The following is a 20495-nucleotide window of genomic DNA, read 5'->3' as shown; positions in this document are numbered from 1 at the left end:
CCTTACAAAAACACCAGTTCGAAAGGCTGCAGCAAACAATCCTGCAAATGGGCTGGCAGCACGGGCGGTTGGCCGTCATCCGGCTCCAGTTGGCTGGTGTGTGCGGCCAGGGCCTTGCGCTTGCGGGCCAGGCGGCTTTCATCCAGCTGCACGCGGTGAGCCCGTGGCCAAGGCAGGCGCGGGTCGTCGGGTTGCGCCCAGTGCCAGGCCCAGACCGGCACCTCCACCAATTGCACCTTGCGCGCCATCGAGGCTTGCGCGGCAGCCCTGCCGACCGCTTCGTGATCGCAATGGCCGTCGTTGCGCCAGGTCGCCATGAGCAGGTCGTCAGGCTTGAGCAACTGGCTCAGGTGGTTGACTAGAAAGGCTTCGTCGCGGGGTAGCGCGCCGTCTTTGAGGTGCAGCTTGCGCCAGTCCAGCCGGTTGAGGTCCAGGTCGAGCTGTTGCAGTGCGTGACGGCTTTCCAGCGGTCGCTGTCGGCGCAAGCGATGTTCTGTCCAGTGCCTGGAACCTGGGTGGCTGCCCTCGCCATCGGTGGCCGAAATCAGCACCAGGTCGTCTTCACGTCCGTGAAAGCCGGCCAGCAAACCACCCGCCATGAGAATTTCGTCATCCGGGTGGGGGGCGATCAGTACCAGGCGACGGCCCGGCGGGCACAGTTGCTTGGGGTCGATCCAGGTGGCCCTGGCCAGGTGCGCTGCATGTTGCCAGGCCGACCAGGGTGTACCGCTACTTGACTGGATCAGATTCATAGCTGCCAGGCTCCTGCTGGCAGGTTCGCCAACTGCTGTCCGAGGGCCGCCAGGTCACGCTCGGCGTGGCTTTGACGCAGGAACACCGGCAAGTCGGCGCTTAAGCGGGCAAAGTGGCTGCTGCGGCAGAACGGCGAGGCGCCCAAGGCCCGGCCCACGTGATGGATCACCTGCTCGACGGCCTGCTCGACGTGCGCGCGGGTTCGCCGTACTTCGAAACTGGCATCTGCGCCCGGCTGGCGGTCGATCCAGGCCGCGCATTCGCGCAGCGCCGCCCTGGCGCCGGACAAGGCGGCGTCTACAGCCCCCAGGTGCGCGTCGGCATGGGGGTCTGGACGCGGGTTGCGACTGTGTTCACGCAAGTAGTCCGCAAGTGCCTCGGCGGCGCCGTACCAGCACGCCGCTATGCCCGCACCGCCGTGCCAAAAGCCGGGGCGCGACACATACTGCCCCGGCCTTCCGATGGCGATGCCGGGTGTATGGTTGAACTCGACCTCGACGCTCGCGGTGGTAGCCATGCCCACAGCCTGCCAGTGCTCGATGTTCAAGCCTTGGCTTGGGTGCGACAGCTCTATCGCCACCAGTTGGGGTTGTTCGTCATCGCCCCACGCGGTGATAAGCGCACGGTCGATCTGCAAGGCCCCTGAACACCAGGCTTTGCGACCAGAGAGACGCACATGCTCGCCTTGGCGTTCGATGATACGCGCGCGGGCATCCGGCGGTTCGGCTGCCCAGACACCCCAGATACCTGCTTGCGCAAGGTGCGCGGCGTCGCATTCGGCAAGAATCGCCAAGGCATCGGTATGGCCCTCGTAGAGCTTGGCCAAGGCCATGTCACAGCCTGCGATACGTGCCAGGCTCTGCCACCGGCGTAGCGTGTTGCCTTGGCCGGGCAGGGGCAGCAGGTCAAGGTGATCGGCCTGCAGCGCCTGCATCAGCGCGGGGAGCTGGGTATCGAGGTTCAGCGCCTGCGGCCTTTCGGTGAAGGCGCGCAACAGGCGGTCGAGGGTGTTCAGTTCAAAGCCCTGAATAATGCTCATCAGCCCAGCCCTATCTGCTTGCGCATGCGCGCGGTGATCGATTGACGGGTCTTGCCCATATCGGCCCAGGGGTCGTCCACTTCGCTCAGGCGTTCGTGGAGGTTGCCGATGTGCCATTGGTTGGCACCTTTGAGCTGCGTCAGCTCTTCGCGCCAGATCGGCACGGACACCGGCAGGCCCTCCCGCGCGCGCAAGGAATAGGCACAAGCGGTGGTAGCGCCTTTGCCATTGCGCAGATAGTCGATGAAAATTCGCCCGACCCGGTTTTTCGGGCCCGACACGGCGCTGAGCCGATCGGGAAACAGATTGGCCAGGTAATTGACGATCGCATGGCTGAAGTCCTTCACCTCGTCCCAGCCGGCCCTTCGGGTCAGCGGCACGACAATGTGGATACCCTTGCCGCCACTGGTCTTGAGAAACACCTTGAGGCCAAGCGCGTCGAGCAGGGTCAGGGTCAGTTGCGTGGCCTCCAGCATGGCCTTCCACGGCAGCGCCGGGTCGGGGTCCAGGTCGAGCACGAAGCGGTCGGGTTTGTCGAAGTCTTTGTCGGTGGCGTTCCAGGTATGCAGTTCGAGCATGTTCATCTGTACCGCGCCCAGCAGGGTATCGGCGCGGTTGATGACCATGGCGGCTTGACCTGCCTGTTTCTTGTCGTAGCTGACCATAGTGGGGATGTGCAACTGGCCGGCGTTTTTCTGGAAGAACAGCTCACCTTCGAGGCCATCGGGGGCGCGTACCAGCGCCACGGGGCGGTTTTTCAGGTGGGGCAGAATCCATGGGCTGACCTGCGCATAGTATTCGGCGACTTGCCGCTTGGTGGTTGCGCGGGTGGCATCGATGACGCGGTCAGGATGGCTCAGGCGCAGTTCGCCCGGCGCCTCGGGCGTGTGCTGAGCCTTGCTTTTGGTCACGGACTTGCCAGGCATGGCCTGCTCCAGGTCGATAGCAGCCGCGGGTTTGTCATCGCGCAGGCCGTGGAACACCGCATGACGCACCACACCGTCGCGGGTCATCTGTGCGTAGGCAACCTCGGCCAGCAGCGTCGGCTTGAGCCAGTGCACGCCCCGGGCTTCGGCGCCGGTTGGCGGGTTGCTCAGCATCGGCTTGGCGGTTTCCAATGGCTTGAGCCGCGCATGAAGAGTGCCCAGGGTGGCAGCGCTGAAGCCTGTGCCGACCTTGCCGGCATAACGCAGCTCGCCGCTGTCGTCGTGCACGGCCAGCAGCAAGGCACCAAACGCGCTGCGGCTGCCTTTGGGGTCGGTGTAGCCGACAATCACGAATTCCTGGCGTTGCTGGCACTTGAGCTTGATCCAGTCGGCGCTGCGGCGGCCCGTGTAAGGGCTGTCGGCGCGCTTGCCGATCAGGCCTTCGAGCTTCATGCGGCAGGCACTGTCAAGCAGTGAGTCAACCGGTTGATCGAATCCTTCAGAGAACCTCAGCCATGGTGAGTCGTCACGCTCAAGCAACTGCTGCAGGGTTTTGCGCCGCGCTTGCAGTGGCAACTGGCGAAGGTCCTGACCCCCCAGAAAGGGCAGGTCGAACAGGTAATAAAGGATGTGCTGATCGTCCTCGACGTCAAACGCGTTCTGCAGGGCCTGGAAGTCGGCCACGCCGTGCTCGTCGTTGACCACCATCTCGCCGTCCAGCCATGCCGAGTCGAGGCCAAGCTTGCGCAGCGCCGCGTGCTGATGGGGTAGCTTGGCGGTCCAGTCATGGCCGTTGCGGGTGTACAAGCGCACGTCATCGCCGTCGATGCGTGCGAGGATCCGGTAACCGTCGAACTTGACCTCGTACAGCCAGTCACCTGCAGGTGGCGAGTCGACCAGGGTGGCCAACTGCGGTTGCAGTGTGTCGGGCAACGGAGCCTTTTGTGCGCTTGCCTTGCGCTTGCGTGTACGCGGTGCCGCTTTTTCGGCAGGTTTGCTGCGCCTGGGGAGCAGGGTGCGCTCGCTGAGCACGCTGTCAGGCTGGGCCTCGACGATGCTGTAATCAGCCTCGCTACGGGCTTGTTCATCGTGCGACTTGACCAGCATCCATTGCTCTTTCTTGCCGGCCAGGTGAGTGCGAAACAAGTTCCAGACACCACTGAGTTTCTCGCCCTGCAGGCGAAAACGCAGCTTGCCCTTGGCGTAGGCCTGCTGCGCGTCACCTTCAGGCTCCCAGATGCCACGGTCCCAGACGATCACATCACCCGCGCCATAGTGGCCTTCCGGGATAGTGCCCTCGAAATCGGCGTAGTCCAGCGGGTGATCCTCGACGTGCACGGCCAAGCGCCGCACCTTCGGGTCCAGTGACGGGCCCTTGGGGATGGCCCAGCTCTTGAGGGTGCCATCGAGCTCGAGGCGAAAGTCGTAGTGCAGGTGGCTGGCGTCGTGTTTCTGGATACAAAACTGCAGGGCATGCGGCTGCCGGCCACAGCCACGTTTACCACTGGGCTCGGGCGTGGCGTTGAAATCGCGCTTGCGCTGATACTCCTGCAGGGGCTTGGCCATGGCGGGGTCCTGAATCGCGGGGGCTCTTCAGGTGGGAGAGGGAGGTGAGAAGGGAGTTCAAAATTTCCGTAATACTCGACTGAAACGTCCTCTGCGCTGATGCGGGTGAATATTCTGATGGCTTGAGGCCGTTTCTGGCATGAAAACTCTGAATTTCCCCCGGTGGGTGCAGTCGACCGTGTGTAGCCCACTGATGGAGAACGCACATGTCTCGCCCCGATCAACCCAAGCCTTACACACCTACCGAAATCGACGACACCGAAGACCGCATGGGCAGTGTCCATGAGCTGGACTTCAGTGACCGGAATGACGAACGCGAAGGGTGGGTGGGCAATGAGCGACCTGCCCGTGAAGATGCGCAGGCGTTTACGCCACAGCGCGTCGTCGAAAGCGGCATGACGGGCGGCGAAGCACTGAGCGACAGCCTCCACGAAGACAATGTCACCTATGACGACATGAGCCCGGATACCTTGCTGGATGAGACGGGTGCCCGGGACCCGTATGAAGACGGCGACGGCGAAGGGCCGGCTGACCAGTTGTTGCGGCAGGTCAATGCGAACGAAATTGGCGGGGGTTTCGGCCTGGATGAAGCGGAGCTGGCCCGGTCTGCACCACTCGACGGCCAGCCGTGGAATGATGACGTGGTAGACGAGGAGGACAAGTCCTGAGCGCTCGTTATGCACCGCTGCCAGTCGGTTAGGGCCAAGGGGGCAAGCCAGCTCCTACACAGAATCCTGTAGGAGCTGGCTTGCCTGCGATGGGCTGCACAGCAGCCCCAATTTCCCGGCCCGAGGCCATTTTAGAGCGCTAGGCTGGATTATCACGCTGGCGCATGGCCTTGGCGCGCTTTTCCAGAATCAGGTACGTCACGACGGCCAGCAGCAACGGAAGCAGGTAATAAAGCGTTCGATAGCCAAGCAACGCCGCTACCAGAGTGCCCTGGGGGATCTGGCCATGCAGCAACGCCAGGAACACGGTTTCAAGCACGCCAAGCCCGGCCGGGATATGCGCAACCACACCTGCAACGCAACTGATCAGCAGAATCCCGAGAATCGACGGGTAGAAGGCTTCCCCAGGCAGCAGCCAGAAGATCAGCAAGGCCATCAACGCCCAGTTGCTGGCGCCAAGGGCGACCTGGCACAGCGCCAGCCGCCAGCCAGGCAGGGTGACTTCATGCTCACGCCATTGCCAGGTGCGTTTTTTCGCGAAGCCGCAGGCCAACAAGTAACCAAGGGCGATGGCTAGCAAGGCAAAGCCGATCAGTTGCAAGCCCGTGGCACCGACTGCCCAGTTGCTTGGCAGTTCGACCAGGCGCAGGGCAAATACCGTACCGGCCAGCAGCATATAGCCCATCCAGTTGGTCAGCAGGCCAAGGGTCAGGATGCGGGTGATCGTCGCCGTGTCCAGGCCCAGCCGGCCATACAGCCGATAGCGCAAGGCGACGCCGCCCACCCAGGTGGTGAAATTGAGGTTGAAGGCATAGCACACGAATGCCACGGGCAGCACCTGCCTGGCGGGCAGCGTGTGGCCGGTGTAGGCACGCGCCAGTAAGTCGTAACTGGCAAACGTCAGATAGCTGCACAAGGCAATGGCCAATCCGATGGCCAAAGTACCGGGTTTGTAGGCCAGCAGCGACTGACGTACCTCGTTCCAATCCAGGTTGCGCGCCAGCATGTACAGCAGGGCAGGGATCAGTATCAGCAACAATACGGTAAACAGCCGCTTGCCCCAGGTTTGCCATTGTTTTCGTGCCATCACGTCTGGCCCTCGTGAAAATCGCCGTGGGCCTGGTCTTCTGGCTGCAGTGAGCGCAAGCGCTGGCGATGCGCTGGAAACCAGCCGGCGATGCGCGGAAAGTGACGTATGGCGTGGAAGCACAGAAAGATCAGCGGTGCCCGCCACCAGTAGCCGCGGATCATGCGTTCCAGCGTCACCGCTTTACACTGTTCGCGGGCCAGTGACTGCAAGTGCTGGTGCAATTGCTGGTTAAACCCGTGATCGCGGATAAACAAATTGGCCTCAAGGTTGAGCGACAAACTCAACGGGTCCAGGTTACTTGAGCCCACGGTCGCCCACTGATCGTCGACCAACGCGACCTTGCCGTGCAAAGGCCGGCTGCAATACTCGTGGATATGCACGCCGTCACGCAGCAGGTAGTTGTACAGCAACCGCGACAGGGCGCGTACCCAGCGCATGTCGGGCTGGCCCTGCAGAATCAAGGTCACGTCCACACCGCGCCGCGCCGCATTACGCAATTCGCGCAGCAAGCGGTAGCCGGGAAAGAAATAGGCGTTGGCCACTACGATACGTTGCCGGGCGGCACGAAAGGCTTGCAGGTACTGCGCTTCGATCGCAGTACGGCGTTGGCCATTGTCGCGTTCGACCAATACGGCCGTGGTTGCCCCGGTAGGTTCGGTGACCGGCCGCACCTCGCTAGGGGGCTGCAGCACGGGGGACATCAGGCGCCGGCTGGTGGCGTGCACTTGCGCGACCACCGGGCCTGTTACCTCCACGGCATAGTCCTGCTTGGCCATGGGGCCGAAGTCGCCCAGGTGATCGGCACTGTAGTTGATGCCGCCGATGAACGCTCGCTGCCCATCGATCACCACGATCTTGCGGTGCAGGCGGCGGAACAGGTTGGTCCGCATGCCAACCAGCTTCGGCTGGGGGTCGAAGGCATGGAAGCTGACACCGGCTTCGGTCATCGCCAAGATGAACGCATCCGGCAGGTCGGCAGTGCCATAACCATCGACGGCCACTTCGACGCGCACCCCCCGCTGTGCGGCTTCTATCAATACTTGCTGCAACTGCTGGCCGACCTTGTCATCGAAAATGATGAACGTCTCAAGCAGAATTTCTTCCCGCGCCTGGGCCATCGCCTCGAATACGCGCGGGTAATACGCTTCGCCATTGATCAACAGCTGCACACTGTTGCCGTCTAGCCAGGGTCGGTTCACAGGCTTATCTCCGCGGCAAGGGGTGCATGATCGGAGAGGTGCGACCATGGGTATTTCGACAACACCTGCGCCTTGGCCGGCATGGCATTGCGCAGGTAGATTCGGTCAAGCCGCAGTAGCGGCAAACGCGCCGGGAAGCTGCGTGCCGGCGTGCCGAAATGCTCGCCAAAGGCTTCGACCAAGTGTTCGGACAACAGCGCATCGGCCTTCAGACGCCAGTCATTGAAGTCGCCGGCAATGATCACCGGTGCCTCGCGCGGCAGGCTGTCGAGTAAGTCCAGCAGCAAGCGCACCTGGCGCTGGCGGTGCGCTTCGCGCAGGCCCAGATGCACGCACACCGCATGCACCTGGGCGTGCCCGGGCACCTCCAGGCGGCAATGGAGCAAGCCGCGCTGTTCATTGCCGTCGATGGAGACATCCAGGTTGTCGAACTGGCTGATAGGGAATTTCGACAACAAGGCATTGCCGTGATCGCCATGGGGGTACACGGCATTGCGCCCATAAGCGAATTGCGGCCACATGCTGTCGGCGAGAAACTCGTACTGCGGGGTTTCTGGCCAGGCCGCGTGACGCACTGCGTGCTGCTGGTGGCTGCCGTGTACCTCCTGCAAAAACACCAGGTCGGCGCCGGTGGCGCGTACAGCCTCACGTAGCTCAGGCAGGATGAAGCGCCGGTTAAATGCCGTGAAGCCCTTGTGCACGTTGATGGTCAGCACATTCAGGCTATGCACCGTGGTGACGTTGTCGATGATGCGGCGGGGGGCTGGCAGGGTTCTGTTCAACGCTCGACCTCCGGCTCGACGCCAGGTTCGGTGAGCTGGTCGTAGTCCAGCTTCAACTTCTCCAGAAGGCGGCGGGCGTCGTAGGGCGCGTGGACCTTGTCCGGGCGCAGCCCTTTGGGGTAGAAATCCTTGCGCCAAGGCCTGTAGCGCCACCCTGAAATACCGATGCGGATCTCGCTCACGCTGCCTTCCTCATTGCCAGCTCTTTGGGAGGTCACTCTGAAAGTGCGACTGGCACGGCGCGCTGAGGTTCAGCACGGTTGACCAACGGGAGCATGAGTGCAGTTGAACTTTGCCGCCCATGGCGTTTCCACCGCATACCGGTTGGCAAAAATGCTCCAGGCGTGATCAACGGAGGGCCGCAGGCATGAAATTCGATCGTTTTTCCCAGTGGCTGGCCAACTGGTCTGGACGGCCGTTGACGTTCGGGATTGCCTGCCTGCTCATCTTGAGTTGGGCCGTCACTGGGCCGCTGTTCGCCTTCAACGACACCTGGCAACTGGTGATCAACACCTCGACCACCATCATCACCTTCCTGATGGTGTTCCTGATCCAGAACACCCAGAACCGCGACAACGACGAACTGCACATCAAGATCGACGAACTGCTGCGCACTACCCAGCGGGCGCACAAGGCATTGCTGGACCTGGAAGACATGGACCCGGCCCAGTTGCACGCGCTGCGCAAGCAGTACCGGCAGATGGCCGGGCAAGGCGACGATGGCCAAGAGGCGAAAGACGATGTAGCCCAATGAAGGTTTGCCTGTTCACTGGAATGCCCCGCCACCCCTGGAGGCTAGTATGGCCAGACATATCATCCATTTTACCGGACCCATCAACTCATCCACCTGCGGCAACCTGATCAATACCTGCTCGCGCGCCATGCAACAAGGTGCAGAGCTGCTGCAATTGAACATCGCGACCATGGGCGGTGAATGCAGCTACGGGTTTACCCTGTACAACTTCCTGCGGGCGTTGCCGATTCCGTTGCACACCCACAACCTGGGGACAGTGGAATCCATGGGCAATATCCTGTTTCTCGCAGGCGAGCACCGAACGGCCTGCGCCTTCAGCAAGTTCTTGTTTCACCCCTTCCATTGGACGCTGCATGGGTCGGTCGACCATGCCAGGATGGCCGAATATGCAATGAGCCTGGACTACGACCTGCGGCTCTACGCGCAGATTGTGGCAGAACGTACCGAGGGCAGTGCCGAGGTGCTGGACGTGCCGCGTTACCTGATGGCTTATCCGCGGATACTGGGGCCCAAAGAGGCGCTGGAGAGCGGGCTGATCCATGCCATCGACGAACTGCCCATCGAGTCGCAATCCACCCAGTGGAGCGTGCATGCGTGAGGTCGGTGGTTCCCCTGGAAAAGAGGATCAAAGGGCGTTTTTCGCCGCTTGTGCCTAAGGTTGCCAAGTTTTTTGAATTTTCTGGGCCTGCCCAGATCAATCAAAAGGTCATCCATGGAGAAGAGGAGGCCCCTGCGATGCCTGGTCCACAGCTGTACATCATCGATTACCAACTGCATGGTCAGCCACGCAGTTTCATCATTCGTCTGGAACGGTTGGACAATGCCGAGGCCTGGCATTGGGCAAGTTGTGATGCGGGCATCGGCATCATTCCCAAGTTCGGGCGGGAGAAGATCAAGAAAGTGAGCAGGCCGATGGCTGAACGATATGGGATTACGGCTGTGAGCTGGCGTATTTCGGGGAGCAAACCCAACCAGCCAGTGGGTGACCCTGCAGTGGCCGGCTGACAACCGATTTGGCAATGGGCTGCGATGCAGCCCATTGCTGACCAACGGCGCCTGTCAGACAGGCTTCTTCAACACCAAAGTCAGAATGTCGTAGCTGGCCACCAGCTCACCCAACTGGTTGGTGACCTCCACGTCCCACGCCACCACCCCTTGCGGCTGCCCCAGCGGGCTGGTCTTGCCCTGGTCGATCTTGCGCTTGCAGGTCAGGCGTGCCTGGATGGTGTCGCCGATGCCCACCGGGTTGATGAAGCGCAGGGTATCCAGGCCGTAGTTGGCCAGTACTGGGCCTGCACCAGGGGAAACGAACAGGCCCGCCGCCGCCGACAGTACAAAATAGCCATGGGCAATGCGCTTGCCAAACTGCGACTCCTTGGCGGCGATCTCGTCGAAGTGCATGTAGAAGTGGTCACCCGACAAGCAGCCGAAGTTGACCAGGTCCGCCTCGGTCACGGTGCGCCGGTGGGTCAACAGCGACTCGCCGATTCGCAAGTCCTGGAAGTAGCGGCGGAACGGGTGCACCTCGCTCTCGATCACGTCGGCGCCGCGCACGTACTCGCCCGTTACCGCCGTGAGCATGCTCGGTGAGCCTTGTACGGCGGCACGCTGCAGGTAGTGCTTGACTGCGCGCAGGCCGCCGAGCTCTTCACCGCCGCCAGCGCGGCCAGGGCCGCCGTGCTTGAGCTGGGGCAGCGGCGAGCCGTGCCCGGTAGATTCGAGCGCGGCCTCGCGGTCCAGTACCAGCAGGCGACCGTGCCAGGCGGCGGCAGCGGGGATGGCCTTGGCGGCAACCGCACGGTCGGCGGTAACCAGGGTCGCCACCAGGCTGCCCTTGCCACGGGCGGCCAGGGCCAGGGCTTCGTCAAGGTCGTGGTAAGCCATCAACGTGCTGACCGGGCCGAACGCTTCGATATCGTGAGCACCGCCTTCGGCATGCGGGTCGCGGGCCTGGAGCAAGGTTGGCGCAAAGAATGCTCCCTCGGCAACACCCTCGCCACGCGGCGCGAAACCGTCGCTGGCGCCGAACAGCTGATCGCAACTTTGCAGCAGGCTGCGAACCCGCTCGCCCACGTCACGCTGCTGGTCATGAGAGGCCAGGGCGCCCATGCGCACGCCTTCCAGCGACGGGTCGCCAACCACTACTTTGCTCAGGCGCTCGCGCAAGCGGGTGGCGACGGCGTCGATGTGCTTGGCGGGCACGATGGCGCGGCGGATGGCAGTGCATTTCTGCCCGGCTTTGGTGGTCATTTCGCGCACCACCTCTTTGATGTACAGGTCAAACTCTTCGCTGTCCGGGGTCACATCCGGGCCGAGGATCGCGCAGTTCAGCGAATCGGCTTCGGCGGTGAACGGTACCGAGTTGCGGATCAGGTTCGGCGTAACCCGCAATTTGGCGGCAGTATCGGCGGAACCGGTGAAGGTCACCACATCCTGGCCTTGCAGGCGGTCGAGCAGGTCACCGGTGCTGCCAATTACCAACTGCAGGCTGCCGGCCGGCAACAGGCCAGACTCCTGCATCAGGCGTACCACGGCTTCGGTCAGGTAGCTGGTCGAGGTTGCGGGTTTGACGATGCACGGCATGCCAGCGAGGAAGGTCGGCGCGAACTTCTCCAGCATGCCCCAGATCGGGAAGTTGAACGCGTTGATGTGCACGGCGACACCGGCGCGCGGCACCAGAATATGGCTGCCGGCGAAGTGGCCTTGCTTGCCCAGCGCAATGGCCGGGCCTTCATGCACCAGGTTGCCCGACGGCAGTTCGCGGCTACCGATGCCAGCATAGGCGAACAGCGTGGCATTCCCGCCTTCGATATCGATCCAGCTGTCGGCGCGTGTGGCGCCACTGTGGTGGGACAAGGCGTAAAGCTGCTCTTTGCGCTCGGCCAGGTACAGCGCCAGGGCCTTGAGGCGGGCTGAGCGTTGCTGGAAGTCCATGGCCATGAGTTCGGCCAGACCACGGGCGCGGGCAAAGTCCACGGCTTCGGCGAAGTCTGGGCGTTCTTCATGGCTGTAGGCCAGAACGTGACCGTTCAGGGCGCTGCGCAGGGCCTGGGCGCCGTGCTGGCCGATCCAGCGGCCAGCGATGAAGCTCTGCAGGGTTGGGGCGTCAGACATGCTGTTCTCCTCGTGTGGGCGCTGTTACCACAGCGCCAGGGTGTAGCCGATGATCAGGCGGTTCTCGTCCACGGCATTGGTCAGGCCATTGCCGGAACGGAAAGTGACGTTGCGCCAGCGCAGGCTGACGTCCTTGAACGGGCCGCTCTGGATGACGTAGGTAAGGTCGGTGTCACGCTCGCGCTCACGGCCGTTGCTGACGGTCGCAGTCTCGGCGTGACGGCCGTCGGTGTAGCGGGTCATGAAACTCAGGCCTGGGATGCCCATGGCGACGAAGTCGTAGTCATAGCGCACCTGCCAGGAATCGAGCCCGGCGCGGGTAAAGGTGTTGTAGGTGACCAGGTTGACGGTGAACGGGTCGCCGCCGTTGACGAAGGGGAAGGCGCTGTCGCCGGACATCTGTTGCCAGGTGGCGGTGAACTTGTGCGCCCTGACGCCGAGGGTGAACATGGCGTTGAAGTTGCGGTTGTCGATGTTGCCGGCGCGTTCTGCGCCGTCGTTGCGGCTGTCGAAGTAGCGCAGGTCGCTGCGCAGGCTCAGGCCTTCGCCCAGCGGGCGGGTATCGACCAGGCCGACGAACTGCTGGCGGTAGATGTCTTCGAGCTTGGCGTAGTAGTAGCTGACGCTGGTCTGCGGGGTAATGGCATAGCTGCCGCCGCCGAAATCCAGGTGGTCGCTGCTGGCGGCGCCGTAGCCTATGTCGTCTCGGCCGGAAGAGTCGCGCAGGTTGGCCTTGCTCAGGCGCCCGGCGTTGACGGTGAGGCCGTTGAGCTCCTGGCTGGTCAGCAGGCCGCCCTGGAACGTGGAAGACAACAGGCGGGTGTCGTTGTACACCACCACCGGCAGGATCGGTTGCAAGGTGCCTAGGCGCAGCGTGCTCTTGGACACCCGCACCTTTGCGGTCAGGCCCAGTTCACTGTAGTCATCGACAGGCTCGTGGCTGTTCGGGCCAAACGGCAGCAAGCCGGTGTTGCGGCGGTCGCGGCTGGAGTCGAGCTTGATGCCCAACTGGCCCATGGCATCCACACCAAAGCCTACCGGGCCTTCGGTAAAGCCCGACTCCAAACGGGCGGTAAAGCCTTGGCCCCATTCCTCGGCCTTGGCCTGGGGCGCATTGCTCTGGCGGAAGTCGCGGTTGATGTAGTGGTTGCGCAGTTCCAGGCGTGCATGGCTGTCGTTGATCAAGTCCGCCATGGCCGGCAAGGGCAGGGCGAGCGTGGCGAGCCAAGCGGCAGAAGAGAAGCGAGTGCGGTTCATTGTTGTTGTACCCGACATGGTTGTTCTCGAAGTCAGTGCTTGCTGGCGCCGGCGGCGCCAATACCGGTCATGGAGCGGATGAACTGCGCCAAGTAGCGGCCACGTTCCTCGTGGGCTCTGGCGGAGCTGTCGGTGACCGAGAACACCCAGGCACCGAGGAACGCCAGGCTCATCGAGAACAGCGCCGGGTTGCTGTACGGGAACAGTGCCTGTTCGTTGTGCAACACGTTGACCCACACCGCAGGGCCGAGTACCACCAGCACGACGGCCGAGAACAGCCCGGCCATGCTGCCGCACACCGCACCGCGGGTGGTCAGGCCTTTCCAGAACATCGAGAGCAGTAGCACCGGGAAGTTGACCGAGGCGGCCACGGCCAGCACCAGGCCGGAAAGGAAGGCAATGTTCTGCGACTCGAACACCAACCCAAGCACGACCGCCAGCAGGCCGATCACCAAGGTGGCGATACGTGACACGCGCATTTCTTCCTGTTCGGTGGCCTGGCCTTTGCGTACCACGCAGGCATAGAGGTCGTGGGATACCGCCGACGCGCCGGACAGGGCCAAGCCCGCCACTACCGCAAGAATGGTGGCGAAGGCCACGGCGGAGATGAAGCCCAGGAACAGGTTGCCACCGACCGCCTGGGCCAGGTGCACCGCGACCATGTTGCCGCCGCCGATGATCGCACCCGCCGCATCACGGTAGGACGGTTCGGTGCCGACCATGACGATGGCGCCGAAGCCGATGACGATCAGCAGCAAGTAGAAGTAGCCGATAAAGCCGGTGGCGTAGAACACGCTCTTGCGCGCTTCCTTGGCATCGCTGACGGTAAAGAACCGCATCAGGATATGCGGCAGGCCCGCAGTGCCGAACATCATGCCCAGGCCCAGCGAAATGGCATCCACCGGGTTCGACAGCAAGCCTCCCGGTGCCATGATCGCCTGGCCCTTGGCGTGCACGGCCACGGCGCTGGCAAACATCGCCTCGGTGCTGAAGCCAAAGTGCTTGAGCACCATGAAGGCCATGAAGCTGGTGCCGGAGAGCAGCATCACCGCCTTGATGATCTGCACCCAGGTGGTTGCCAGCATGCCGCCGAAGGTCACGTAGGCGACCATCAACACCCCAACCAGCATCACCGCGTACAGGTAGCTGATACCGAACAGCAGTTCGATCAGCTTGCCGGCCCCGACCATCTGTGCCACCAGGTACATCAGTGCCACGACCAGGGTGCCGAATGCCGAGGTCAGGCGTACTGGGGTTTGGGCCAGGCGGTAGGACACCACGTCGGCGAAGGTGTACTTGCCGAGGTTGCGCAGGCGTTCAGCGATCAGGAACAGGATGATCGGCCAGCCGGCCAGTACACCCAAGGCATAGAGCAGGCCGTCGTAGCCGTTCATGAACATCATGGCGGAGATGCCCAGGAAGGAGGCGGCGCTGATCATGTCACCGGCGATCGCCAGGCCATTCTGCATGCCGGTCAGGCCGCCGCCAGCGGTGTAGAAATCACTCGCCGAGCGGGTACGCAGGGCGGCCCAGCGGGTCACCAGCAAGGTGAAGCAGACGAACACCATGAACATCGAGATGGCAGTCCAGTTCATTGCGCGCACTCCTGCTTGACCTTGTCGTTCAGCGGGTCAAGCACGTTGTTGGCGCGGTGCACGTAGATGCCGGTGAGGGCGAACGACAACAGCACCATGATCACGCCCACCAGCATGCCGACGGTGGTCACGCCGCCGTTGAGCGACTGGCCTAGGGTGCTGGGCGAGAACGCCACCAGCAGGACGAAGCCGTAGTAGATCACCAGCATGGCCAGGGTCAGGGTGCCATTGAGGCGACGTTTGCGCCGGACCAGGTGCTGGAAATCGGGGTGGTTGGCGATGCTCTCTATGCGTTCGGGGGTCATGGCAAGCGATCTCTTGGTGTTGTAGTTGTTTTGAGGTCACACAGGTGTTGCGGTGGTGCTCAGGGCCTCTTCGCGGGGCAAGCCCGCTCCCACAGGTACCGGATCGGCAGCGGAGGGATCGGTGCCTGTGGGAGCGGGCTTGCCCCGCGAAGAAGGCACCTGTGTTTCAGAGCTGGTCGAAGTCGAGCACCACTTTGTCGCTCACCGGGTAGGTCTGGCACGACAGCACATAGCCGGCGGCCACTTCGTAGTCTTCCAGCGCATGGTTGCTGTCCATCTCCACTTCGCCCTCGATCACCCGGCACTTGCAGGTCGAGCACACGCCGGCCTTGCACGAATAGGGCAGCTCGGCACCGATGGCGTTGCCGGCGTCCAGCACGTTCTGGCTGTTGCGCGGCAGGTCGAAAGACAGGGCGCGGCCATCGCTGATCACGGTGATGTGGCTGAGTGCCGAATCGACCTGGCGCGCTGCCTCACGGGCTTCGCGGCGCGCTTCGCTGCCAGCGGCGGCAAACAGTTCGAAATGGATGCGTTCCTTGCCCATGCCGTTGGCCTGCAGGCTGTCACGCACGGTTTCGGTCATCGCCTGGGGGCCACAGATGAACGCAGCGTCCAGCGTGGCGACATCCAGCCAGCGGGAGAACAGCTGGCCGCATTTGTCGGCATCGATCCGGCCGTTGTAGAGGTCGACATCCTGCTGTTCGCGGCTGAACACGAAAATCAGGTTCAGGCGATCCAGGTAACGGTTTTTCAGGTCTTCGAGCTTGTCGCGAAACAGCGCGCCGGAGCTTGAGCGGTTGCCGTAAAGCAGGGTGAAACGGCTGTGCGGCTCACTTGCCAGGGTGGTGGCAATGATCGACAGGATCGGCGTGATGCCGCTGCCTGCGGCAACGCCCAGGTAATGGCCTTCGCGGGCAGGGTCGAGCGGCACGAAGAAACTGCCGGACGGTGGCATCACTTCCAGTTGCTGGCCGGCCTTGAGCACTTCATTGGCAAAGGCGGAAAAACGCCCGCCTGGCACGCGCTTGACCGCCACACGCAGCTCGCCGTCCTGAACGGCGCTGCAGATGGAGTAGGAACGACGCACTTCTTCGTCATCCAGCTGGGTACGCATGACCAGGTACTGGCCCTGGGTGAAGCGGAATTGCGTCTGCAGGTGCTCGGGTACGTCAAAGACGATGGACACCGCGTCGCGGGTCTCGTTGCGCACTTGCTTGATGGTCAGGCTGTGAAACTGGCTCATGGTGTTCTCCACGGCTCAAATGCATTTGAAATAATCGAACGGCTCCAGGCACTCGCGACAGCGGTACAGCGCCTTGCAGGCCGTGGAGCCGAACTGGCTGAGCAACTCGGTGTGTGCACTGCCGCACTGCGGGCAGCACACCTGGGGCGCCTCGCCGAGCAGGCTGCGCTTGCTGGTGCTGCCCTCGGGTGGCGCGATACCGTAAGCCCGCAAACGCTGGCGACCCAGGTCGCTGATCCAGTCGGTGCTCCAGGCCGGGGTCAAGCGCCGCTCCACAGCAGGGGCAGCAAAACCGGCCTGTTGCAGCGCGTCACGGATGTCGGCCTCGATCACCTCGGTCGCCGGGCAACCGGAGTAGGTCGGCGTGACCACCAGGTGCAGGTGGCCGGCGCGCCAGTCCAGGTCGCGGACGATGCCGAGGTCGACCACGCTGACCACCGGCACTTCCGGGTCCATGACCTGCTCCAGCACCGCCCACGCCCGGGCCAGGTCGTCGCCACGGGCCGCGCGGGCGCCGAGGTCGCTGGCGATCAGCTCACCAGGTTGCATCGGGGTAGGCCCGTGGCAGGAACTGCATTTCGGCCAGCAACAGCCCCAGGTGCTCGGTGTGCAGGCCTTTGCGACTGTCCAGGTAGAAATGGCTGGCCGCTTTGGGGAGCGGCAGTTCGACCGAATCGAAAATTGCTGACACCTGCTTGAGCCAGGCTGCGCCGACGCTGTGCGGGTCGGCAGCGATGCCGGCCTCGGCCAGACGAACTTCGTTGTCACTGCCCGCTGTCAATTCGACAGTGAAGCGCCACAGCGCCGGGATCGCGTCGAGCATGCGGCGACGACTTTCGTCGGTACCGCCGCCCAGGCGCTGCACCCACTCGCCGGAGCGACGCAGGTGATAAGTGACCTCTTTGAGCGCCTTGGCGGCAATGCCGGCGATACGCTCATCGCTGGACGCGGCCAGGCCCTGCAGCACCGCGAAATGCCAGGCGTCGTAAAAAAATTGCTTGGTCATGGTCACGGCGAAGTCGCCATTGGGTTGCTCGACCAGCAGCAGGTTGCGGTAGGCACGTTCGTCACGGCGAAATGCCAGGGCATCGGCATCACGGCCGTCGTCGAGCAGCTCGGCGGCGTACTCCAGCCAGTTGCGGGCTTGGCCGACCAGGTCGAGACCGACATTCATCAAGGCCAGTTCTTCTTCGATGGCCGGCGCATGGCCGCACCATTCACAGAGCCGCTGGCCCTGCACCAGGGCACTGTCGCCCAGGAGCAGCAAGTAGGGGATAAGCGCTTCGTTATGCATGGCCAACCTCACATGTGTCCGACTTCGTCGGGCAGTTCGTAGAAGCTGGCGTGGCGGTAGACCTTGTCGTCCGAGGGGGCAAACAGCGGGTCTTTCTCGTCAGGGGAGGAGGCGGTGATCAGCGCCGAAGGCACCACCCACAGGCTCACGCCTTCGCTGCGGCGGGTGTACAGCTCACGGGCATTCTCGATGGCCATGGCGGCATCGGCGGCATGTACGCTGCCGACATGCTTGTGGTTCAGGCCGTGCTTGCTGCGCACGAACACTTCGTAGAGGGTCCAGACAGACATTTTCGATCTCCGCATCAATCGCCGCTTAGGCGGCGTTCTTGTTCTGTTGCTTGCGCGCATAGGCCACGGCGGCCTCGCGTACCCAGGCACCGTCCTCGATGGCCTTGCGCCGGGTGGCGACACGTTCCAGGTTGCACGGGCCGTTGCCCTTGATGACTTCGTAGAACTCGTCCCACTGGATTTCGCCGAAATCGTAGTGGCCGCGGGCTTCGTTCCACTTCAGGTGCGGGTCGGGCGCGGTGCAGCCGAGCAGTTCGAGCTGTGGCACGGTCTGGTCGATGAAGCGCTGGCGCAGTTCATCGTTGGTCTGGCGCTTGATCTTCCAGGCCATCGACTGGGCGCTGTTGGGGGAGTGCTCGTCACTGGGGCCAAACATCATCAACGACGGCCACCACAGGCGGTTGATGGCGTCCTGGACCATGTCCTTCTGTGCCTGGGTACCCTGGCGCATCATGGTCAGCAGCAGCTCGTAGCCCTGGCGCTGGTGGAAGCTCTCTTCCTTGCAGATGCGGATCATGGCGCGGGAGTAGGGGCCGTAGGAGGTGCGCTGCAGCACCACCTGGTTGACGATCGCGGCGCCATCGACCAGCCAGCCCACTGCGCCCATGTCGGCCCAGCTCAGGGTCGGGTAGTTGAAGATGCTTGAGTACTTGGCCTTGCCGCTGTGCAGCTTGGCGATTTCTTCGTCGCGGTCGGCGCCGAGGGTTTCCATGGCGCTGTACAGGTACAGGCCGTGGCCGGCTTCGTCCTGAATCTTGGCCATCAGCTGCAGTTTGCGCTTCAGGCTCGGGGCGCGGGTGACCCAGTTGCCCTCGGGCAGCATGCCGACGATTTCCGAGTGGGCGTGCTGGGAGATCTGCCGGATCAGGGTCTGGCGGTAGGCCTCGGGCATCCAGTTCTTGGCTTCGATCTTGATCTCGGCGTCGATCTTTTCCTGGAAGTTGCGTTCTTCGGGCGACATCTCGTCCAGCGACTTGACGCGTTTGACTCCGGTTTCCACTAGCTGTGCGTACATGTTCCGACTCCTGCTAAGGCATGAGTCATTTGTAAGCGATACAAAACATAACGTCAAACTGTTTTATGTGTATCGAATGAGTTTTGTGTATCACATGCTGGCCTTTTCGCGGGACAAGCCCGCTCCCACAGGATTCATGTGATCTCAGGCTTGCCGAGAGATCTGTGGGAGCGGGCTTGTCCCGCGAAGAGGCCTTCAGATTCAACGCAAAAAAAAGCCCCGGGCTGAGCCGGGGCTGCAAAAGGCAGCTGAAAAATCAGCTGGCCAACCGTTTGTCGTACACATGGCAAGCCTTGCCTTCAGAACGCTTGAGCGTACCGCAAGGCTGCAGCCGCACCTGGGTGCTGATGCCGATGTAGGTCTTGATCTGCTTGGTCAATTCACCGATGAGCAGCTTGCGCTGGCCCTCATCCATCGCCTGGCATTCGCCACGCAACTCCACATGCACCTCAACGCTGTCCAGGTTGCCATTGCGATACAGATGAATCTCATACAGCTCTGAAAGCTGTTTTATTTTTAGCACCTGCTCTTCGATCTGAGTCGGGAACACATTGACCCCACGAATGATCAGCATGTCGTCACTGCGCCCGGTGATCTTGCCGATCCGCCGCATCGGCCGCGCGGTGCCCGGCAGCAGGCGGGTCAGGTCGCGGGTTCGGTAGCGCACCATTGGCAGGGCTTCCTTGCTCAGCGAGGTGAACACCAGCTCGCCCAGTTGCCCGTCCGGCAGCACCTCGCCGGTGACTGGGTCGATGATCTCGGGGTAGAAGTGGTCTTCCCAGATGGTCGGGCCGTCCTTGGTTTCGATGCACTCCATCGCCACGCCCGGCCCCATGATTTCCGACAGGCCATAGATGTCGAGGGCCTGGATGCCCAGGCGCTGCTCGATGGAGCGCCGTAGCTCGTCGGTCCAGGGCTCGGCGCCGAAGATGCCCAGGCGCAGCTTGAGGTCGTGCGGGTCGATGCCCTGGCGCTCGATCTCGTCGGCCAGGTTGAGCATGTAGGAGGGCGTGACCATGATGATGTCGGGCTGGAAGTCGCGGATCAGCTGCACCTGCTTCTCGGTTTGGCCACCGGACATGGGTATGACCGTGCAACCCAGCCGCTCGGCGCCATAATGCGCGCCGAGGCCGCCGGTAAACAGGCCATAACCGTACGAAACATGCACCTTGTCGCCTTTGCGCCCACCGCCCGCGCGGATCGAACGGGCGACCACGTTGGCCCAGGTGTCGATATCGTTCTGGGTATAGCCGACCACGGTTGGCTTGCCCGTAGTGCCGCTGGAGGCATGCAGGCGCACGACTTCTTCCTGGGGCACGGCAAACATGCCGTACGGGTAGTTGTCACGCAGGTCGTTCTTGCCGGTGAAGGGGAACTTGGCCAGGTCTTCGAGCGACTTGAGGTCATCGGGGTGGGCGCCGCATTCGTCGAAACGCTTGCGGTACAGCGGCACGTTGTCGTAGGCGTGCTTCAGGCTCCAGCGCAGGCGCTCCAACTGGTGCTGGCGCAAGGCATCGACACTGGCGGTTTCCATAGGGTCAAGCAGGGCACGATCGGCATCATGGTACATGTTCATGGCTTCACTCGAATTGTTCTTGTACGCCG

19 protein-coding genes and 2 pseudogenes are annotated in these 20495 nt (G+C 62.8%); 4 read left to right on the top strand and 17 right to left on the bottom strand.

What is annotated here, in order from left to right:
• Positions 1 to 2 precede the first annotated feature (2 nt).
• From ACSSU5_RS24035 to ligD, 3 genes are read right to left on the bottom strand one after another with little or no spacing between them, the layout of a single operon-like run.
• Entirely contained in the window at positions 3 to 752 is a 750-nt protein-coding gene (locus ACSSU5_RS24035; protein WP_492560021.1) for a PIG-L deacetylase family protein, read from the bottom strand.
• Positions 749 to 1792, bottom strand: coding sequence for an acyl-CoA dehydrogenase family protein (locus ACSSU5_RS24030; protein WP_492560020.1), 1044 nt, complete (start codon positions 1790 to 1792; stop codon positions 749 to 751). The genes ACSSU5_RS24035 and ACSSU5_RS24030 overlap by 4 nt, the downstream gene beginning before the upstream one ends.
• The gene (ligD, locus tag ACSSU5_RS24025) at positions 1792 to 4284 is read right to left on the bottom strand and encodes a DNA ligase D (RefSeq protein WP_492560019.1); all 2493 of its coding nucleotides are present in this window, start codon (positions 4282 to 4284) and stop codon (positions 1792 to 1794) included. The genes ACSSU5_RS24030 and ligD overlap by 1 nt, the downstream gene beginning before the upstream one ends.
• Before the next feature lie 206 nt (positions 4285 to 4490).
• Between ligD and ACSSU5_RS24020 the strand changes: the two genes are divergently transcribed.
• Positions 4491 to 4952 carry a phosphotransferase system, HPr-related protein gene (locus tag ACSSU5_RS24020; RefSeq protein ID WP_492560018.1) on the top strand — a complete coding sequence of 154 codons (462 nt, stop codon included), beginning with the start codon at positions 4491 to 4493 and terminating at the stop codon, positions 4950 to 4952.
• A gap of 139 nt (positions 4953 to 5091) precedes the next feature.
• On the opposite strand, the gene ACSSU5_RS24015 is transcribed toward ACSSU5_RS24020, so the two are convergent.
• From ACSSU5_RS24015 to ACSSU5_RS24000, 4 genes and pseudogenes are all read right to left on the bottom strand, one after another.
• Positions 5092 to 6039: a lysylphosphatidylglycerol synthase domain-containing protein gene (locus ACSSU5_RS24015; RefSeq protein ID WP_264313320.1), complete on the bottom strand. Its 948-nt coding sequence runs from the start codon at positions 6037 to 6039 to the stop codon at positions 5092 to 5094.
• The gene (gene clsB / locus ACSSU5_RS24010) at positions 6039 to 7241 is read right to left on the bottom strand and encodes a cardiolipin synthase ClsB (RefSeq protein WP_492560017.1); all 1203 of its coding nucleotides are present in this window, start codon (positions 7239 to 7241) and stop codon (positions 6039 to 6041) included. The genes ACSSU5_RS24015 and clsB overlap by 1 nt, the downstream gene beginning before the upstream one ends.
• A complete protein-coding gene (locus ACSSU5_RS24005; RefSeq protein WP_264313322.1) occupies positions 7238 to 8023 on the bottom strand; it encodes an endonuclease/exonuclease/phosphatase family protein in 786 nt (261 codons plus the stop codon). Before ACSSU5_RS24005 ends, clsB begins: the two co-directional genes overlap by 4 nt.
• Positions 8024 to 8121: 98 nt before the next feature.
• A pseudogene (locus ACSSU5_RS24000) lies at positions 8122 to 8205 on the bottom strand (DUF72 domain-containing protein); the annotation flags it as partial.
• 185 nt (positions 8206 to 8390) lie between these two features.
• Between ACSSU5_RS24000 and ACSSU5_RS23995 the strand changes: the two are divergent.
• The 3 genes from ACSSU5_RS23995 (at position 8391) to ACSSU5_RS23985 (ending at position 9782) form a co-directional block, all read left to right on the top strand.
• Positions 8391 to 8777, top strand: a complete 387-nt coding sequence (locus ACSSU5_RS23995; protein ID WP_492560016.1) for a low affinity iron permease family protein — start codon at positions 8391 to 8393, stop codon at positions 8775 to 8777.
• 46 nt (positions 8778 to 8823) lie between these two features.
• Positions 8824 to 9375 carry an ATP-dependent Clp protease proteolytic subunit gene (locus ACSSU5_RS23990; RefSeq protein ID WP_264313323.1) on the top strand — a complete coding sequence of 184 codons (552 nt, stop codon included), beginning with the start codon at positions 8824 to 8826 and terminating at the stop codon, positions 9373 to 9375.
• 137 nt (positions 9376 to 9512) lie between these two features.
• Positions 9513 to 9782, top strand: coding sequence for a DUF6555 family protein (locus ACSSU5_RS23985; RefSeq protein ID WP_492561359.1), 270 nt, complete (start codon positions 9513 to 9515; stop codon positions 9780 to 9782).
• 54 nt (positions 9783 to 9836) lie between these two features.
• On the opposite strand, the gene paaZ is transcribed toward ACSSU5_RS23985, so the two are convergent.
• The 10 genes and pseudogenes from paaZ to paaK form a co-directional block, all read right to left on the bottom strand.
• Positions 9837 to 11891, bottom strand: a complete 2055-nt coding sequence (gene paaZ, locus ACSSU5_RS23980; protein ID WP_492560015.1) for a phenylacetic acid degradation bifunctional protein PaaZ — start codon at positions 11889 to 11891, stop codon at positions 9837 to 9839.
• Positions 11892 to 11915: 24 nt separating this feature from the next.
• On the bottom strand, positions 11916 to 13148 hold the full coding sequence (locus ACSSU5_RS23975) for an OprD family porin (protein WP_492560014.1): 1233 nt from the start codon (positions 13146 to 13148) through the stop codon (positions 11916 to 11918).
• A 32-nt stretch (positions 13149 to 13180) separates the two neighbouring features.
• Positions 13181 to 14749 (bottom strand): annotated as a pseudogene (locus ACSSU5_RS23970) (cation acetate symporter); the annotation flags it as partial.
• Positions 14740 to 15048 carry a DUF485 domain-containing protein gene (locus ACSSU5_RS23965; protein ID WP_264313326.1) on the bottom strand — a complete coding sequence of 103 codons (309 nt, stop codon included), beginning with the start codon at positions 15046 to 15048 and terminating at the stop codon, positions 14740 to 14742. The pseudogene ACSSU5_RS23970 and the gene ACSSU5_RS23965, both read right to left, overlap by 10 nt.
• Positions 15049 to 15214: 166 nt before the next feature.
• Entirely contained in the window at positions 15215 to 16291 is a 1077-nt protein-coding gene (paaE, locus tag ACSSU5_RS23960) for a 1,2-phenylacetyl-CoA epoxidase subunit PaaE (RefSeq protein ID WP_492560013.1), read from the bottom strand.
• Positions 16292 to 16306: 15 nt separating this feature from the next.
• Complete coding sequence (gene paaD / locus ACSSU5_RS23955) at positions 16307 to 16840, bottom strand: 1,2-phenylacetyl-CoA epoxidase subunit PaaD (protein WP_264313328.1); 534 nt, start codon at positions 16838 to 16840, stop codon at positions 16307 to 16309.
• The gene (gene paaC, locus ACSSU5_RS23950; protein ID WP_264313329.1) at positions 16827 to 17585 is read right to left on the bottom strand and encodes a 1,2-phenylacetyl-CoA epoxidase subunit PaaC; all 759 of its coding nucleotides are present in this window, start codon (positions 17583 to 17585) and stop codon (positions 16827 to 16829) included. Before paaC ends, paaD begins: the two co-directional genes overlap by 14 nt.
• An 8-nt stretch (positions 17586 to 17593) precedes the next feature.
• The gene (paaB, locus tag ACSSU5_RS23945) at positions 17594 to 17875 is read right to left on the bottom strand and encodes a 1,2-phenylacetyl-CoA epoxidase subunit PaaB (protein WP_004374528.1); all 282 of its coding nucleotides are present in this window, start codon (positions 17873 to 17875) and stop codon (positions 17594 to 17596) included.
• A gap of 25 nt (positions 17876 to 17900) precedes the next feature.
• Positions 17901 to 18890, bottom strand: a complete 990-nt coding sequence (paaA, locus tag ACSSU5_RS23940; protein ID WP_264313330.1) for a 1,2-phenylacetyl-CoA epoxidase subunit PaaA — start codon at positions 18888 to 18890, stop codon at positions 17901 to 17903.
• A 256-nt stretch (positions 18891 to 19146) separates the two neighbouring features.
• Positions 19147 to 20466 (bottom strand): phenylacetate--CoA ligase PaaK, encoded by a 1320-nt coding sequence (paaK, locus tag ACSSU5_RS23935; RefSeq protein WP_264313331.1) that lies wholly within the window; start codon positions 20464 to 20466, stop codon positions 19147 to 19149.
• Positions 20467 to 20495: the final 29 nt, after the last annotated feature.

Source organism: Pseudomonas sp. E1MeOHC2 (assembly GCF_058745025.1).
This window is presented reverse-complemented; position numbering and strand designations above follow the sequence as displayed.

Bases quoted from the DNA above. Each gene is read 5' to 3' on its own strand.
- ACSSU5_RS24015 (WP_264313320.1), bottom strand. From the start codon at position 6,039: ATGGCACGAAAACAATGGCAAACCTGGGGCAAGCGGCTGTTTACCGTA.
- paaZ (WP_492560015.1), bottom strand. From the start codon at position 11,891: ATGTCTGACGCCCCAACCCTGCAGAGCTTCATCGCTGGCCGCTGGATC.
- paaE (WP_492560013.1), bottom strand. From the start codon at position 16,291: ATGAGCCAGTTTCACAGCCTGACCATCAAGCAAGTGCGCAACGAGACC.
- paaA (WP_264313330.1), bottom strand. From the start codon at position 18,890: ATGTACGCACAGCTAGTGGAAACCGGAGTCAAACGCGTCAAGTCGCTG.
- ligD (WP_492560019.1), bottom strand. From the start codon at position 4,284: ATGGCCAAGCCCCTGCAGGAGTATCAGCGCAAGCGCGATTTCAACGCC.
- ACSSU5_RS24020 (WP_492560018.1), top strand. From the start codon at position 4,491: ATGTCTCGCCCCGATCAACCCAAGCCTTACACACCTACCGAAATCGAC.
- paaC (WP_264313329.1), bottom strand. From the start codon at position 17,585: ATGCATAACGAAGCGCTTATCCCCTACTTGCTGCTCCTGGGCGACAGT.
- ACSSU5_RS23965 (WP_264313326.1), bottom strand. From the start codon at position 15,048: ATGACCCCCGAACGCATAGAGAGCATCGCCAACCACCCCGATTTCCAG.
- ACSSU5_RS23995 (WP_492560016.1), top strand. From the start codon at position 8,391: ATGAAATTCGATCGTTTTTCCCAGTGGCTGGCCAACTGGTCTGGACGG.
- paaB (WP_004374528.1), bottom strand. From the start codon at position 17,875: ATGTCTGTCTGGACCCTCTACGAAGTGTTCGTGCGCAGCAAGCACGGC.
- ACSSU5_RS24035 (WP_492560021.1), bottom strand. From the start codon at position 752: ATGAATCTGATCCAGTCAAGTAGCGGTACACCCTGGTCGGCCTGGCAA.
- ACSSU5_RS23975 (WP_492560014.1), bottom strand. From the start codon at position 13,148: ATGAACCGCACTCGCTTCTCTTCTGCCGCTTGGCTCGCCACGCTCGCC.
- paaK (WP_264313331.1), bottom strand. From the start codon at position 20,466: ATGAACATGTACCATGATGCCGATCGTGCCCTGCTTGACCCTATGGAA.
- ACSSU5_RS23985 (WP_492561359.1), top strand. From the start codon at position 9,513: ATGCCTGGTCCACAGCTGTACATCATCGATTACCAACTGCATGGTCAG.
- paaD (WP_264313328.1), bottom strand. From the start codon at position 16,840: ATGCAACCTGGTGAGCTGATCGCCAGCGACCTCGGCGCCCGCGCGGCC.
- ACSSU5_RS24030 (WP_492560020.1), bottom strand. From the start codon at position 1,792: ATGAGCATTATTCAGGGCTTTGAACTGAACACCCTCGACCGCCTGTTG.
- ACSSU5_RS23990 (WP_264313323.1), top strand. From the start codon at position 8,824: ATGGCCAGACATATCATCCATTTTACCGGACCCATCAACTCATCCACC.